The following is a 15,873-nucleotide window of genomic DNA, read 5'->3' as shown; positions in this document are numbered from 1 at the left end:
GCTCTTAAGTGTCTGTAGGCCAATCAGCACCCGTTTTAGCTTTTTACCAAGAAACTTAGAAATATACTCAATAGATATAAGGGGACTTAGAGTGAACAAGTCGGAACTGATTGATGCCATCGCTGCATCTGCTGATATCCCGAAAGCCGCTGCTGGTCGTGCACTGGACGCAGTAATCGAATCCGTCACTGGTGCTCTGAAGGCTGGCGACTCCGTTGTACTGGTTGGTTTCGGTACTTTCTCTGTTACCGATCGTCCTGCTCGTATTGGTCGTAACCCACAGACCGGTAAGACACTGGAAATCGCTGCGGCTAAAAAACCAGGATTCAAAGCTGGTAAAGCACTTAAAGAAGCGGTCAACTAAGTTTCTTTCAAGCCTTTGGCTATCTGGGCCGGGTTCACTCCCGGCTTGGCAGCGGAGCGGTAGAGCGTTCGGGCAGACCTTCAGGGTAGCGCCGAGCCGTCTGCCGAGGGTCGAATTCGATCTTCGTCCGCTCTGCCCGTTACGAGAAGGCGCATCCTCGGATGCGCCTTTCTTCTATTCGGTTTCTACCCACGCTCCACGGTTGCCTATTTTGAAGTTCAACCGTTTCTGGGGGACGCATGCTGCAAAATATCAGGGACAATTCACAAGGCTGGATTGCCAAGACTATTATCGGGGTCATCGTCGCATTGATGGCGCTGACCGGTTTCGATGCCATTTTCCAGGCCACCTCCACCCGTCAGGACGCGGCCAAGGTCAATGGTGAGGAAATTACCCAGAACGAACTGAGCCAGGCGGTCGACATGCAGCGCCGCCAGCTGATGCAACAGCTGGGCAAGGATTTCGATGCCTCGCTGCTGGATGAAAAGATGCTACGCGAATCCGCTCTCAAGGGATTGATCGATCGCAAGCTGTTGCTGCAAGGCGCCGAGAAATCGAAATTCGCTTTCTCCGAGGCGGCGTTGGACCAGGTCATTCTGATGACGCCTGAATTCCAGGTGGACGGCCAGTTCAGTGCCGACCGTTTCGATCAGGTAACTCGTCAGTTGGGTTACAGCCGCCTGCAGTTTCGCGAGATGCTGACCCAGGAAATGCTGATTGGCCAGGTGCGCGCCGGTCTGGCGGGAAGCGGTTTCGTGACCGATGCCCAGGTGCTGGCCTTTGCCCGCCTGGAGAAGCAGACCCGCGATTTCTCCTCTTTGAGCATCAAGTCCGACCCCTCGATCGTGAAGCTCAGCGATGATGAGGTCAAAGCGTACTACGACAAGCACGCCAAAGAGTTCATGACCCCGGATCAAGTGTTGGTGGATTACCTGGAGCTGAAGAAGTCTTCCTTCTTCGATCAGGTCAGCGTCAAGGACGAAGACCTGCAAGCGTCGTATCGGAAAGAGACGGCCAACCTGTCGGAACAACGTCGGGCGGCACATATCCTGATCGAAGTAAACGACAAGGTCACTGACGCCCAGGCCAAGGCCAAGATCGAAGAGATCCAGCAGCGTCAGGCCAAGGGCGAGAACTTCGCCGCCCTGGCCAAGGAGTTCTCCCAGGATCCAGGTTCGGCCAGCAATGGCGGTGATCTCGGTTTCGCTGGTCCTGGCGTCTACGACCCGGCCTTTGAGAAAGCGCTGTACGCGTTGAACAAGGATCAGGTTTCAGGTCCGGTGCGCAGTGAGTTCGGTTATCACCTGATCAAGCTGCTGGGTGTCGAAGCGCCTGAAGTGCCGACCTTTGCCAGCCTGAAAGACAAGCTGACCCGCGAACTGAAAGCGCAGCAGGTAGAGCAGCGTTTCGTCGAGGCGACCAAACAACTGGAGGACTCTTCGTTCGAAGCTTCCGATCTGGCCCAGCCGGCGCAGGATCTGAACCTGAAGCTGCAGACCTCCGCGCCATTCGGTCGTGAAGGTGGCCCAGGTGTGGCGGCGAATCGCGCTGTGGTGACGGCGGCGTTCAGCCCGGAAGTCCTCGACGAGGGGGCCAACAGCAGCGCCATCGAGCTGGATCCGGATACGGTCATCGTCTTGCGTGCCAAGGAGCATCGCAGGCCCGAGCAACTGCCGCTGGAGAGCGTGGACGCCAGTATTCGCAAGCAACTGACCCAGGAACATGCCACAGCGGATGCCAAGGTCAAGGCTGACGGACTGATCGCCAGCCTGCGTGATGGCAAGGCGCTGCCTTCCGGGTCGTCCTGGAAGGTACAAGAAGCTGTGACCCGTGGTCAGGAAGGTGTCGATCCTACCGTGCTGCAGGCGCTGTTCCGCATGCCCAAGCCTGTAGCCAAGGACCAGCCGACCTTCAATACCGTGACCTTGGCTGATGGCAGCCTGGTGATCTTGCGCCTGAGTGGTGTCAATGAAGGTGCCGCGCCGAACGATGAAGAGAAAGCCTCCTACCGTCGCTTCCTCGCGTCGCGTCTTGGTCAACAGGACTTCGCCGCGTATCGTAAGCAACTCGAAAGCCAGGCAGATATCAAGCGCTTCTGAAGCCGCTGATATTGCTTAACCACCTACAAGAAGGCCGCTCAATCGAGCGGCCTTCTTGTAGGTGTGCTTCGAAGCACGGGCGATCAGGGGGCGATCGGTTCGGGGGTGATGAACGCCGCTTCCAGCAGCCTTTTCGTATAGCGGTGCTGTGGCGCGGCAAAGATTGCCTGCGCCGCCCCTTGTTCGACCACCTGGCCATGCTTGATCACCATCAACTGATGGCTCAGCGCTTTGACCACCGCCAGATCGTGGCTGATAAACAGGTAGGTCAGGTTGTACTTGATCTGTAGCGAGCGCAGCAACTCGACCACTTGTCGCTGCACGGTCCGGTCGAGGGCCGAAGTCGGTTCGTCCAGGAGGATCAACGCCGGTTTGAGGACCAGGGCCCGGGCGATAGCGATCCGTTGGCGCTGTCCACCGGAGAACTCGTGGGGATATCGATGTCGGGTTTGCGGGTCGAGGCCGACTTCTTTCAGCGCGGCAATGATTGCCTGTTCCTGCTCGGGCGGTGTGCCGATCTTATGGATACGCAGGCCCTCTCCAACAATCTCGCTGACACACATGCGCGGACTGAGGCTGCCGAACGGGTCCTGGAACACTACCTGCATTTCCCGCCGCAATGGTCGCACCCGTTGCTGGGACAAGCAGCTCAACGACTGGCCGTCGAAGCGGATATCGCCTTTGCTGGCGATCAACCGCAGGATCGCCAAGCCCAGGGTCGACTTGCCCGAGCCGCTTTCACCGACGATTCCCAGAGTCTGGCCCTGGGGCAGGCTGAAGTTGATGCCGTCCACCGCCTTGACATGGTCCACGGTTCTGCGCAGCAGGCCTTTCTTGATCGGGAACCAGACCTTCAGGTCCTCCACTTCCAGCAAGGGTGCGCCGGCCTGGTTCGCCGCCGGCTCGCCGCGCGGTTCGGCGCTTAGCAACTCGCAGGTGTAGGGATGTTGTGGCTGGCGGAACAGCACCTCGCCGTCTGCCTGCTCAACGATGCGCCCGCTCTGCATCACACAGACCCGATGGGCGATCCGTCGCACGAGGTTGAGGTCATGACTGATCAGCAGCAGTGCCATGCCCAGGCGCGCCTGAAGCTCCTTGAGCAAATCGAGGATTTTCAGTTGTACGGTGACATCCAGTGCCGTGGTCGGCTCGTCGGCGATCAGCAGCTCGGGTTCGTTGGCCAGCGCCATGGCGATCATCACGCGTTGGCGCTGACCGCCGGAGAGCTCGTGCGGCAGTGCCTTGAGGCGTTTGTGCGGCTCGGGTATGCCCACCAGTTCCAATAGTTCCAGGGTGCGTCGTGTGGCCACCTTGCCGGTCAATCCCTTGTGGATACAGAGCACTTCATTGATCTGCTTCTCGATGGAGTGCAGTGGGTTCAACGAGGTCATCGGCTCCTGGAAGATCATCGCGATGCGGTTGCCGCGAATATGTCGCAGGGTTTTCTCCTTGAGGGCCAGTAGGTCCTGTCCGGAGTACTGGATGGTACCACTGGGGTGGTGCGCCAGTGGGTAGGGCAGCAGACGCAGGATTGAGTGCGCCGTTACGGACTTGCCCGAACCGCTTTCGCCGACCAGTGCCAGGGTTTCCCCGCGACGGATATCGAAGCTGACGTTCTCGACCACGCGCTGGCGGTATTGGCCGACGACAAATTCCACTGTGAGGTCGCGCACTTCGATCAGATTGTCGTTATCCATGTTATTTCCTCGGATCGAAGGCATCGCGAGCGGACTCGCCGATAAAGACCAGCAAGCTCAGCATGACTGCCAGTACGGCAAAAGCACTCATACCCAGCCACGGCGCTTGCAGATTGGACTTGCCCTGGGCTACCAGTTCGCCGAGCGACGGTGCCCCTGGCGGCAGGCCAAAACCGAGGAAGTCCAGCGCGGTCAGCGTACCGATGGCGCCGGTGAGAATGAACGGCATGAAGGTCATGGTCGAGACCATCGCATTGGGCAGGATATGCCGGAACATGATCGCGCCGTTCTGCATGCCCAGCGCCCGGGCCGCGCGGACATATTCCAGGTTGCGGCCACGGAGGAATTCGGCGCGGACCACATCCACCAGGCTCATCCAGGAGAACAGCAGCATGATCCCCAGCAGCCACCAGAAGTTCGGCTGGACGAAGCTGGCGAGGATGATCAGCAGGTAGAGCACCGGCAGGCCCGACCAGATCTCCAGGAAGCGCTGGCCGGTCAAATCGACCCAACCGCCATAGAAACCCTGCAAGGCACCGGCAATCACCCCGATAATCGAGCTGAGGACCGTCAGTGTCAGGGCGAACAGCACCGAGATGCGAAAACCGTAGATCACTCGGGCGAGCACGTCACGGCCCTGGTCGTCGGTCCCCAGCAGGTTGTCCGCCGAGGGCGGAGCGGGCGCCGGGACTTTCAGGTCATAGTTGATGGTCTGATAGCTGAATGGGATCGGTGCCCAGATCACCCAGGCCTCCTTGGCCTTCATCAGCTCGCGGATATACGGGCTCTTGTAGTTGGCCTCCAGTGGGAACTCACCGCCGAAAGTGGTTTCCGGGTAGCGCTTGAGGGCCGGGAAATACCAATCACCGTCGTAATGCACCAGCAACGGCTTGTCATTGGCGATCAACTCGGCGCCTAGGCTCAGGCCGAACAGGATCAGGAACAACCACAATGACCACCACCCGCGCTTGTTGGCCTTGAAGCGTTCGAATCGTCGGCGATTGATGGGAGATAATTTCATCTCAATGCTCCCGGTGTTCAAAGTCGATACGCGGGTCGATCAGGGTATAGGTCAGGTCGCCGATCAGTTTTACCACCAGGCCCAGCAGGGTGAAGATGAACAGAGTACCGAATACCACCGGATAATCACGATTGATCGCCGCCTCGAAGCTCATCAGGCCGAGGCCGTCGAGGGAGAAGATCACCTCCACCAACAACGAGCCGGTAAAAAAGATGCCGATGAAGGCCGACGGAAAACCGGCAATCACCAGCAGCATGGCGTTGCGGAACACATGGCCGTAGAGGATGCGCCGTTGCGTCAGGCCCTTGGCCTTTGCGGTGACCACGTATTGTTTGTTGATTTCATCGAGAAAGCTGTTCTTGGTCAGCAGGGTCAAGGTGGCGAAGTTGCCGATGACCAGTGCGGTGACGGGCAGGGCCAGGTGCCAGAAGTAGTCGAGGATCTTGCCGCCCAGGCTCAACTGGTCGAAGTCGTTCGAGGTCAATCCGCGCAGGGGAAACCAGTTCAGATAACTGCCGCCGGCAAATACCACGATCAGCAGGATTGCGAATAGGAACGCCGGGATGGCGTAACCGACGATGATCGCCGAACTGGTCCAGACATCGAAATGGCTACCATGGCGGGTGGCCTTGGCGATCCCCAGCGGGATTGAAACCAGGTACATGATCAGGGTGCTCCACAACCCGAGCGAGATCGACACCGGCATCTTTTCCCGGATCAGGTCGATGACCTTGGCGTCGCGGAAGAAGCTGTCGCCGAAGTCCAGGGTTGCGTAGTTCTTGAGCATGATCCACAAACGTTCCGGCGCCGACTTGTCGAAGCCGTACAGGTGCTCGATTTCCTTCACCAGCGCCGGGTCCAGACCTTGGGCGCCGCGATAGTTGGAACCGGCTACCGAGACTTCCGAACCACCCCCGGCGATCCGGCTGGTGGCGCCCTCGAAGCCCTCGAGCTTGGCGATCATCTGTTCCACCGGGCCGCCAGGGGCGGCCTGAATGATCACGAAGTTGATCAGCAGAATACCGAACAGGGTCGGGATGATCAGCAGCAGCCGCCGAAAAATATAAGCCAGCATCTTATTATTGCTCCGCGCTTGTGCTGTTGGTTTTTTCCAGTGATACCGCCGGTTTGGCGTCCGGCTTGATCCACCAGGTGGACGTGCCGATCTCATAGGTTGGCGAGATTTTCGGATGGCCGATATGGTCCCAGTAGGCAACGCGCCACGTCTTGATGTGCCAGTTCGGGATGACGTAGAACCCCCATTGCAGTACGCGGTCCAGCGCCCTGGCATGGCTCACCAGGCTCTGTCGGGAGTCGGCGTTGATCAGTTGCTCCACCAGGGTATCCACCGCCGGGTCCTTGAGGCCCATGATATTGCGGCTGCCGGGCTTGTCGGCACTGGCCGACATCCAGAACTCGCGCTGCTCGTTACCGGGCGAGCTGGATTGTGGGAAGCTGCCGACGACCATGTCGAAATCGCGCGAACGCAGGCGGTTGATGTACTGGGAAACATCGACCCGACGAATCACCAGATTGATGCCCAGGTCGCTGAGGTTGCGTTTGAACGGTAGCAGCACCCGCTCGAACTCGGTCTGGGCCAACAGGAATTCAATGCTCACTGGCTTGCCGTGGGTGTCGACCATTTTGTCGTCGACAATATGCCAGCCGGCTTCGAGCAACAGTTGATAGGCACGGCGTTGCTGGTTGCGGATCATTCCGCTGCCGTCACAAAGCGGTGGTTGGAAGGGCTGGTCGAATACCGGTTCGGGGACCTGGCCGCGCAAAGGTTCGAGAATGGCCAGTTGGGCCTCGTCCGGCAAGTCCGTGGCGGCCATTTCCGAGTTTTCGAAGTAGCTGCGGGTACGGGTATAGGCGCCGTTGAACAGTTGCTTGTTGCTCCATTCGAAGTCGAACAGCAGGCTCAGGGCCTCGCGCACGCGGATATCCTGGAACATCGGTTTGCGCAGGTTGTAGACGAACCCCTGCATGCCGGTCGGATTGCCGTTGGCGATCTGTTCCTTGATCAGGCGCCCCTGAGTCACGGCGGGCGTGTTGTAGGCGTTCGCCCAGTTCTTCGCGCTCATCTCCAGCCAGTAATCGAACTGCCCGGCCTTCAGGGCTTCGAGGGCGACGCTGTTGTCGCGATAGTAATCGGTGGTCAGCACATCGAAGTTGTAGAACCCACGATTGATCGGCAGGTCCCTGGCCCAATAGTCCTTCACCCGTTCATAACGTATCGAGCGTCCGGCTTTGACCTCGGCCACCTTGTACGGGCCGCTGCCAAGGGGGAACTCCAGGTTGCCCTTGGTGAAATCGCGCGAGGCCCACCAGTGCTTGGGCAGTACTGGCAACTGGCCAAGGATCAGTGGCAGCTCCCGGTTGTTGGTATGCTTGAACTTGAACAGCACTCGTAACGGATCTTCCTCGATCACCTCGGCGACATCCGCGTAGTAGGCGCGATAGAGCGGGGCGCCCTGCTTGATCAGGGTCTGGAAGCTGAATACGACGTCGTCGGCGCGCATCGGATGGCCGTCATGGAAGCGGGCTTCGGGGCGCAGATAGAAGCGCACCCAGCCGTTGTCCGGGGCTTTTTCGATCCTGGCAGCCACCAGCCCGTACTCGGTGAAGGGCTCGTCCAGGCCCTGGCGAGCCAAAGTGTCGTAGATCAGGCCAATATCCTCGGCCGGCACGCCCTTGCTGATAAAGGGGTTGAGACTGTCGAAACCGCCGGAGGCCGATTGCCGAAAAGTGCCGCCCTTGGGCGCCTCGGGATTGACGAAGTCGACATGCTTGAAATCGGCGGGGTATTTCGGTGGCTCATCATAGAGCGTCAGGGCATGTTGCGGGGCGGCACTGGCGAAACCGATCATCCCGGTCAACAACAGGCCGCTGGCGGACAGCAACAGGGCACGCAAGGGCATCATGGGGCTTTCTCCGAAGCTTTTATCCACCAGGCACTCAGGCCAAGGGTGTACGGCGGGGTGGTGATGAAAGCGAACCGGTTGCGGTAGGCCAGGCGATGATAATTGAGGTACCAATTAGGAATCATGTAGTGGTGCCATAACAGTACCCGATCAAGGGCACGTCCCGCGGCCAATTGTTCGTCCCTTGAGTGGGCCGCCAGCAGGACGTCGAGCAAATGGTCGACCACCGGGTTGGCAACGCCCGCGTAATTCTTGCTGCCCTTGATGGCCGCTTGCGTGGAGTGAAAGTACTGCCATTGTTCAAGGCCTGGGCTGAGGGTCTGGTCAAGGGTCATCAGGATCATGTCGAAATCGAACTGATCGAGACGCTGCTTGTACTGGGCACGATCCACTGTTCTCAGGTGGGCGTCTATACCGATGCCGGCGAGGTTCTCGATATAGGGTTGCAGAATCCGCTCCAGGTTCGGGTTGACCAATAGGATCTCGAAGCGCAGCGGCTGCCCGGCGCTATTGAGCAGATGCTGGCCTTCGAGTTTCCAGCCTGCCTCCTTCAACAGGTCCAAGGCCTGGCGCAGGGTTTCGCGAGGAATGCCGCGACCGTCGGTCCGGGGTAGGCTGAATGGCTGGCTGAACAGACCGCTGGGTAACTGATTCCGGTATGGCGAGAGCAGCAGCCATTCCTGCCCAAGCGGCAGGCCACTGGCGGCAAATTCGCTGTTGGGGTAATAGCTCAGGGCGCGTTGGTAGGCGCCGCCGAACAGAGTCCGGTTGGCCCACTCAAAGTCGAACATCAACCCCATGGCTTCGCGCACTTTGTCCTTGGCAAAGGCTCCGCGACGGCTGTTCATGAACAGGCCTTGGGTTTGGGTCGGGATCTGGTGGGCAATCTGTGCCTTGATCACCTCGCCGCGAGCGACAGCGGGAAAGTGGTAGCCCGAGTTCCAATTCTTCGCCTGGTGTTCGATGTAGATATCGAACTCACCCGCTTTGAAGGCTTCGAAGGCAACGTTGCTATCACGATAGAACTCGACTTCGACGCGGTCGAAATTGTATTTGCCGCGATTGACTGGCAGGTTCTCGCCCCACCAGTTCTTCACGCGCTCGAATATCAGTTGCCGGCCGGGCCGGACTTGAGTAATGCGGTAGGGGCCGCTCCCCAGTGGTGGCTCGAAGGTCGTCGCCTGGAAGTTGCGACTCTGCCAGTAGTGCTGCGCCATTACTGGTAATTCGCCCAGGCGCAGGATCAACAATGGATTGCCCGAGCGCTTGAAGACAAAACGGATCCGTCGCGGTCCGAGTACATCGACCCGTGAAACCTCCTGCAGGTTGGTCCGGTATTGAGGATGACCTTCCTTGAGCAGCAGGCGGTAGGAAAAGGCGACGTCATCGGCGGTGATTGGCGTGCCATCGTGAAAGCGCGCTTCGGGACGCAGATTGAACACCACCCAACTGCGATCCTCGCTGTATTCCACCGATTGTGCGATCAATCCGTAGCTGGAGGTCGGTTCGTCGCCAGAGGGGGCATACTGGCCGGTGCCGACCATCAGGGTTTCATTCAGCTCGTTGATGCCGTATTGCAAGAAGTTCGCGGTCGAGACCGGGCTGGTGCCCTTGAGGGTATAGGGGTTGAGCGTGTCGAAGGTGCCGAGCGCCATGAGCCGCAAGGTGCCGCCCTTGGGCGCGTGCGCATTGACCCAATCGAAATGGGTGAACCTGGCGGGGTACTTGAGCGTGCCGAATTGCGCATAACCATGGCTTTCGCTGATCGTCGCGCTTGCGGGAGAGCTCAAGGCCAGGCTGATGAAGAGCAGAAGGAGAGGACGCATCAAGTCAGAGATCCGATCCAGGCAGCTTGGGCTATGTGGATCGTACCTTAACAGCTTGTATCGACAGGAAAAAGGCACGGATCAAGACGTTGATCCGGTAGCGAGCGGCCAACCCGCTCGCTACCGGCGGGGCTCAGCGCGACTGGGAAACCGTCAGGATCTGGCCTGGTTTCAAGGCCTGGCCGGTGCGCGGGTTGAGGCGCTTGAGGTGTTGCATCTCAAGGTTGAAGCGCTTGGCGACGATGTACAACGAGTCGCCTTTCTGGACTTTGTAAGTCGTGGCCTGTTGGCTGGCCTCAGCCCGGACATTGTCCTGCATGACCAGGGTCTGGCCGATCTTCAGCTTCTGGCCGGATAACTTGTTCCAGTGCTGCAAGTCCTTGACATCAACTTTGTTGGCCTTGGCGATCGAGGTCAGGTTGTCGCCGTTCTTGACCTTGTAGCGGCGGTTCAGGCGTACCGGGTCATTGCTGGCGACGTTTTCGAATACCGGCTTTTTTGGCCGCAAGCTGACCAGTTCCTCGGGTTTGAGGTTCGACAGGCTGGCGGTCAGCAATTGTGCCTTGGAGCTCGGCACCAACAGGTGTTGCGGACCATCAAGGGTCGCCTTCTGTTTGTAGGCCGGATTCAATTGGATCATCTCGTCTTCGTCGATCTCGGCCAGGGCCGCGACGCGAGAAAGGTCCATCGGTTGATTGACTTCGACGGTAGCGAAATAAGGCTCGTTGGCAATTGGATTGAGGTTCACGCCGTAGGCTTCGGGCGCCATGACCACCTGGGACAGGGCCAGCAGCTTGGGCACGTAGTCACGGGTTTCCTGGGGCAGCGGCAGGTTCCAGTAGTCGGTGGGCAGGCCGAGCTTTTCGTTACGCTCGATCGCCCGGCTGACAGTGCCTTCACCGGCATTGTAGGCCGCCAGGGCCAGCAGCCAGTCGCCGTTGAACATATCGTGCAGGCGGGTCAGATAGTTCATCGCCGCGAGGGTCGAGGCGGTGATGTCGCGACGACCGTCGTAGAAGCGATCCTGGCGCAGGTTGAAATAGCGCCCGGTGGATGGGATGAATTGCCACAGGCCCACTGCATCGGCACGTGAATAGGCCATCGGGTTGTAGGCACTTTCGATGACCGGCAACAGCGCCAGTTCCAGCGGCATATTGCGCTCTTCGAGGCGCTCGACGATGTAGTGAATGTAGAGGGTGCCGCGCTCGCCGGCATTTTCCAGGAACGAAGGGTTGCTGGCGAACCACAAGCGCTGCTGTTCGATACGCGGGTTCACCCCCAGGCCATCTTGCAGCTTGAAGCCCTGGCGCATGCGCTCCCAGACATCCTGAGGTGGCGTTGGGTTGGCTTTTTCGCCGAGCCAGATGGGTTTTTGCTTGATCCTGGCGCTGAGGTTCGGGGCCGGTTCGGTGCTGTTATCTGCCGGATGATGAAAGCTTTGGCAGCCCGCCAGGGTGGCGGACACAGCCACCGCGATAGCTTGAGCCAATCGCGTCAACGCGTCTTTATTGATGGATTTTCGGTTAAGTGACGACATTGGCTGGAAGGTAGTTCCGGGCGAAAATGTCGGGGGATTCTAGAAAGCGCTCAGGGTGCGGTCAACCATTCAGAATTTTTGTGCCAACCGCACCACAGATTAGAACTTATCTTTCCAGCCTCGCAGGGCAGCAAACACCTCGCTCGGCGACTGATTATCGAGGTCGTTCCGTTCGTCTGCTTTTTCTTTAACAGATGTTTCTCCGACCCGAAGGAACGGGTTGGTCAGCCGTTCCAGGGCAATGTTCGAAGGCAGGCTGATCCGACTCTCTGCCCGCCACTGGCTGACTTGTGTCAGGCGCGCGGCGATGTCCGGATTGTGCGGCTCGACAGCCTGGGCAAAACGCAGGTTGCTCAGGGTGTATTCGTGGGTGCAGTAGACCTTGGTGCTGGCCGGCAGGGCCGCCAGTCGGCTCAAGGACGCATGCATCTGTTCAGGTGTCCCCTCGAACAGGCGCCCGCAACCGGCGGCGAACAGAGTGTCGCCGCAGAACAATAGCGGTGTGTCGGCAGTCTCATGATAGAAGGCAATATGACCCAGGGTATGGCCGGGCACGGCAAACACCTGGAACTCCAGGCCGAGTACATTGACCTGGTCGTTGTCGTCCAGCGCCACGTCGCGGGCCGGGACGTTTTCGGTGGCGGGACCGAGCACGCGGGCACCGGTCAGCTGTTTCAGACGTTCGACACCGCCGACGTGATCATGATGATGATGAGTGACCAGGATATCCTCCAGTCGCCAGCCTGGATGCTGTTCCAGCCAGGCCAATACCGGCATCGCATCGCCCGGATCGACCACCGCGCAGCGATGCCGGGCGTTGTCCTGCAGCAACCAGATATAGTTGTCGGTGAAGGCGGGCAGTGCATCGATCTGTATCATGTGAAAGTCGCCAAACGGAAAACAATGGCGCATCTTAGAGCCTGGGAAGGACTCATGGCGAGTAGGAGTAAGCAATGACCGATAAAGCGTTCGCTCAGGCTGATCCGGACTGGCTGGCACTGATCAGCGCGGCCCGTGAGTGGTTGTCCGGACCGCTGGGGCAGCTGCTACTCGCGCAAGAGCGGCGTATGCTTGAGGATGAACTCGGGCGTTATTTTGGCGGCTACCTGGTGCATTACGGCCCGTCCGCCGAAACCCCGCCCCAAGCGCAGCAGGTCCGTCGCACGGTGCGTCTGGGCGCACCGCTGCCGGGGGTGGAGATCGTCTGCGAAGAGCGGGCCTGGCCGTTGAGCGAACACGCGGCCGATGTCGTGGTGCTGCAACACGGCCTGGATTTCTGCCTGTCGCCCCACGGCTTGCTGCGCGAAGCCGCCGCCAGCGTGCGTCCTGGCGGGCACCTGTTGATCATCGGGATCAACCCCTGGAGTGCCTGGGGGCTGCGACACGTGTTTGCCCACGATGCGCTGCGCCAGGCCCGATGCATTTCACCATCACGGGTCGTTGATTGGCTGAACCTGCTGGGCTTTGCGCTGGAGAAACGCCGCTTCGGATGTTATCGTCCGCCGCTGGCCTCACCGGCCTGGCAGGCACGACTGGCGGGTTGGGAGCGGGTTGCCGGCGGCTGGCAGTTGCTGGGCGGTGGCTTCTACCTGTTGGTGGCGCGCAAGATCGTGGTCGGCCTGCGGCCTGTGCGGCAAGTGCGGCGCGAATCGATCGGCAAGCTGGTGCCGCTGCCGATGGCCAAGGTCAACCGACGCCACAGCGAACCCTAGTGGTCTGACGTGTGGCCGCCGAATTTGAGCTAACGAACTCACCGCACAGGCCACCAGATCATGTTTTTTTCCAAGGGATCGGGCCTTCCGATCCGAGTGTCGTCGGCCAACTGCCAGCGGGCCACAGGGCAATTTTCGATGGAAAGGTTGTAATGAGCGATAGCGTTGAACTCTTCACTGATGGTGCCTGCAAGGGCAATCCCGGTCCCGGTGGCTGGGGCGCGCTGCTGGTGTGCAAGGGTATCGAGAAAGAACTCTGGGGCGGCGAGCTCAACACCACCAATAACCGCATGGAACTGATGGGTGCGATCCGTGGCCTGGAGGAGCTCAAACGGCCGTGCGAGGTATTGCTGGTGACCGACTCCCAATACGTGATGAAAGGCATCACCGAGTGGATGGTCAACTGGAAGAAGCGTGGCTGGAAGACTGCGGCCAAGGAACCGGTGAAAAATGCCGATCTGTGGCAACTGCTCGACGAGCAGGTCAACCGTCATAGCGTGAAATGGAAGTGGGTGCGCGGGCACATCGGTCATCATGGCAACGAGCGCGCCGACCAGTTGGCTAATCGTGGCGTGGATGAAGTGCGAGGAGTCAAACATGCGTAGTGTGGTACTCGATACCGAAACCACCGGTATGCCGGTCACCGATGGTCACCGGATCATCGAGATCGGTTGTGTCGAACTGATGGGCCGCCGCCTGACGGGCCGGCATTTCCACGTCTACCTGCAACCGGACCGCGAGAGCGACGAGGGTGCCATCGGCGTCCACGGCATCACCGATCAGTTCCTGGTGGGCAAGCCACGTTTCGGCGAAGTGGCCGATGAGTTCTTCGAGTTCATCCAGGGCGCACAACTGATCATCCACAACGCGGCGTTCGACGTTGGCTTTATCAACAACGAATTCGCCTTGCTGGGGCAGCACGACCGTGCCGATATCAGCCAGCACTGCGGCATCCTTGATACGTTGATGATGGCCAGAGAACGCCACCCTGGGCAGCGCAACAACCTCGACGCCCTGTGCAAGCGTTATGGCGTCGACAACTCCGGCCGTGAACTGCACGGCGCCTTGCTCGACTCGGAAATTCTCGCCGACGTCTACCTGACCATGACCGGTGGCCAGACCAGCCTGTCCTTGGCCGGCAACGCTACCGACGGCAATGGCTCCGGCGAAGGTTCGGGTAACCAGGCCACTGAAATTCGCCGTCTGCCGGCGAACCGTGCGCCGAGCCGGATCATCCGCGCCAGCGAAAGCGAGCTGGCCGAACACCTGGCTCGCCTGGAGGTCATCGCCAAGTCCGCCGGAGCGCCCGCGCTCTGGACACAACTGGCCGACGCTGAGTCGCAGGTGCGCTGAGTCTGTTGACGTTTCACATGGGTAGCCATAGGGCATCACCGGCTATGGCTACCACGCTTGCCTAATTTCTTTTCAATTGATCGAGTCGCGGTGCCACTGTTCGGTAGTGTTAGTGGCTCTATAAAGCGGCGAGAAGACACCTTGAGTTAAATAATTGGTTATTATCTCGCGGTCATTTCTTGATTATATTACTTCCTCTAATAGAAGTTTAGGAGGCTCTGGTTTTTGATCATGATGTAAACGCCTCTGGCAAACTATCGCGTAGCACTTAAAAGTGCAATTGATGCACTAGTGGTCTGTATGGTTAGTTAGTTAAAGTTCGGATGCCAGAAGTTCATGGCCAAGACGCTGTGACGAATCATAGCCAGCCTATAGCGAGGAGGAGCAACGCCGGCCAGGGGCGGGCGGTGCCGAAATCGACTAATAGAGCATAGGCCACTAGACGCTGCGCGTGTTTACCAGGTGCCATAGGGAATACCGTGCTGGTCGATATAGGTCTGAGCCTTAGGATTCGGCGCCCGATAATAAATACCGTTGCCGTTCAGATAGGGCCCTTGCGGCTCGATCTCGGCCTGAAAGCGCCCAACCTCCTTGAACCCCAGACAACCCGCTCCTACCCAAACTTTGACGATGCCACCAGGGGCCATGCCCAGCGTTATTCTGTTGCGATAAAGAGTTACGTTTTTCTGGTCCGCCGCGCAAAACACCCGCTCCGGCTTGACCATCTCATCGCGCACCCACTGCGGAATTGGGATTCTGATCCTGTAGGCTTGCGGCTCCACCAGTGATTGCCAGCGCAGGAAGATCCGTTCCGGCAGGTCAACGTTGTTGATCGGTTTCATTTTTCCCCCGCCGTTGTGCCAACCCTCTGGATTGCGGGTGTAGCCGGCGACCCCGCCATGTACACGAAAGAACGCCAGCCCACGCTGGTCGAGCACATCCACGGTCTCAACCCAAACTTCCATATGGCGCGGCGCGGCCAGACCTACGTACCAACTGTTGTAAGGTAACTTGGGTGGGGCGGCTGGTTTCGGACCGCTGGCGCAGGCACTCAGGCTTAATAACAGACCGATCAACAGGCCTAGACGCTGCGCGTGTTTACCAGGTGCCATAGGGAATACCGTGCTGGTCGATATAGGCTTTGTTCTCAGGTTCTATCGGCACGTATTTACCGTTGCTCTTGCCTCTATAAGGTCCTAGAGCCTCGATCTCGGCCTGAAAGCGACCAACCTCCTTGAACCCTAGACAACCCGCTCCTACCCAAACTTTGACGATGCCACCAGGGGCCATGCCCAGCGTTATTCTGTTGCGATAAAGAGTTACGTTTTCCTGGTCCGCCG

14 protein-coding genes are annotated in these 15,873 nt (G+C 59.1%); 5 read left to right on the top strand and 9 right to left on the bottom strand.

Annotated features, from left to right (window positions below):
• The first annotated feature begins 91 nt into the window (after positions 1-91).
• Both AWM79_RS24630 and AWM79_RS22045 read left to right on the top strand, forming a co-directional pair.
• The gene (locus AWM79_RS24630; RefSeq protein WP_002552737.1) at positions 92-364 is read left to right on the top strand and encodes an HU family DNA-binding protein; all 273 of its coding nucleotides are present in this window, start codon (positions 92-94) and stop codon (positions 362-364) included.
• A 239-nt stretch (positions 365-603) separates the two neighbouring features.
• On the top strand, positions 604-2,463 hold the full coding sequence (locus AWM79_RS22045; protein ID WP_060783784.1) for a SurA N-terminal domain-containing protein: 1,860 nt from the start codon (positions 604-606) through the stop codon (positions 2,461-2,463).
• 83 nt (positions 2,464-2,546) lie between these two features.
• On the opposite strand, the gene AWM79_RS22040 is transcribed toward AWM79_RS22045, so the two are convergent.
• The 7 genes from AWM79_RS22040 to gloB all read right to left on the bottom strand — a co-directional run bounded on the left by AWM79_RS22040 (position 2,547) and on the right by gloB (position 12,347).
• On the bottom strand, positions 2,547-4,160 hold the full coding sequence (locus AWM79_RS22040) for an ABC transporter ATP-binding protein (protein ID WP_017134086.1): 1,614 nt from the start codon (positions 4,158-4,160) through the stop codon (positions 2,547-2,549).
• 1 nt (position 4,161) lies between these two features.
• Positions 4,162-5,181: an ABC transporter permease gene (locus AWM79_RS22035; RefSeq protein WP_060783783.1), complete on the bottom strand. Its 1,020-nt coding sequence runs from the start codon at positions 5,179-5,181 to the stop codon at positions 4,162-4,164.
• Between the two features lies 1 nt (position 5,182).
• Positions 5,183-6,256 (bottom strand): microcin C ABC transporter permease YejB, encoded by a 1,074-nt coding sequence (locus AWM79_RS22030; RefSeq protein ID WP_060783782.1) that lies wholly within the window; start codon positions 6,254-6,256, stop codon positions 5,183-5,185.
• 4 nt (positions 6,257-6,260) lie between these two features.
• Positions 6,261-8,105, bottom strand: a complete 1,845-nt coding sequence (locus tag AWM79_RS22025) for an extracellular solute-binding protein (RefSeq protein ID WP_060783781.1) — start codon at positions 8,103-8,105, stop codon at positions 6,261-6,263.
• Positions 8,102-9,931, bottom strand: a complete 1,830-nt coding sequence (locus AWM79_RS22020) for an extracellular solute-binding protein (RefSeq protein ID WP_060783780.1) — start codon at positions 9,929-9,931, stop codon at positions 8,102-8,104. The genes AWM79_RS22025 and AWM79_RS22020 overlap by 4 nt, the downstream gene beginning before the upstream one ends.
• 133 nt (positions 9,932-10,064) lie before the next feature.
• Positions 10,065-11,468: a transglycosylase SLT domain-containing protein gene (locus AWM79_RS22015; RefSeq protein ID WP_026013420.1), complete on the bottom strand. Its 1,404-nt coding sequence runs from the start codon at positions 11,466-11,468 to the stop codon at positions 10,065-10,067.
• Positions 11,469-11,567: 99 nt separating this feature from the next.
• On the bottom strand, positions 11,568-12,347 hold the full coding sequence (gloB, locus tag AWM79_RS22010; protein WP_060784033.1) for a hydroxyacylglutathione hydrolase: 780 nt from the start codon (positions 12,345-12,347) through the stop codon (positions 11,568-11,570).
• A gap of 74 nt (positions 12,348-12,421) precedes the next feature.
• Here gloB and AWM79_RS22005 point away from each other — a divergent pair, with 74 nt between their 5' ends.
• The 3 genes from AWM79_RS22005 to dnaQ all read left to right on the top strand — a co-directional run bounded on the left by AWM79_RS22005 (position 12,422) and on the right by dnaQ (position 14,533).
• Positions 12,422-13,180 (top strand): methyltransferase domain-containing protein, encoded by a 759-nt coding sequence (locus tag AWM79_RS22005; RefSeq protein ID WP_017134079.1) that lies wholly within the window; start codon positions 12,422-12,424, stop codon positions 13,178-13,180.
• 152 nt (positions 13,181-13,332) lie between these two features.
• Entirely contained in the window at positions 13,333-13,785 is a 453-nt protein-coding gene (rnhA, locus tag AWM79_RS22000) for a ribonuclease HI (RefSeq protein ID WP_017134078.1), read from the top strand.
• Positions 13,778-14,533 (top strand): DNA polymerase III subunit epsilon, encoded by a 756-nt coding sequence (gene dnaQ, locus AWM79_RS21995; protein WP_017134077.1) that lies wholly within the window; start codon positions 13,778-13,780, stop codon positions 14,531-14,533. The genes rnhA and dnaQ overlap by 8 nt, the downstream gene beginning before the upstream one ends.
• A gap of 455 nt (positions 14,534-14,988) precedes the next feature.
• On the opposite strand, the gene AWM79_RS21990 is transcribed toward dnaQ, so the two are convergent.
• On the bottom strand, positions 14,989-15,645 hold the full coding sequence (locus AWM79_RS21990; RefSeq protein ID WP_060783779.1) for a DUF2931 family protein: 657 nt from the start codon (positions 15,643-15,645) through the stop codon (positions 14,989-14,991).
• A partial coding sequence (locus tag AWM79_RS21985) for a DUF2931 family protein (protein ID WP_156430183.1) occupies positions 15,632-15,873 on the bottom strand: 242 nt, incomplete at its 5' end. The genes AWM79_RS21985 and AWM79_RS21990, both read right to left, overlap by 14 nt.

Origin of the sequence: Pseudomonas agarici, assembly GCF_001543125.1 — a bacterium.
GTDB classification, from domain to species: domain Bacteria; phylum Pseudomonadota; class Gammaproteobacteria; order Pseudomonadales; family Pseudomonadaceae; genus Aquipseudomonas; species Aquipseudomonas agarici.
The sequence above is the reverse complement of the archived record's forward strand: the minus strand, read 5'-3'. Positions and strand labels throughout refer to the sequence as shown.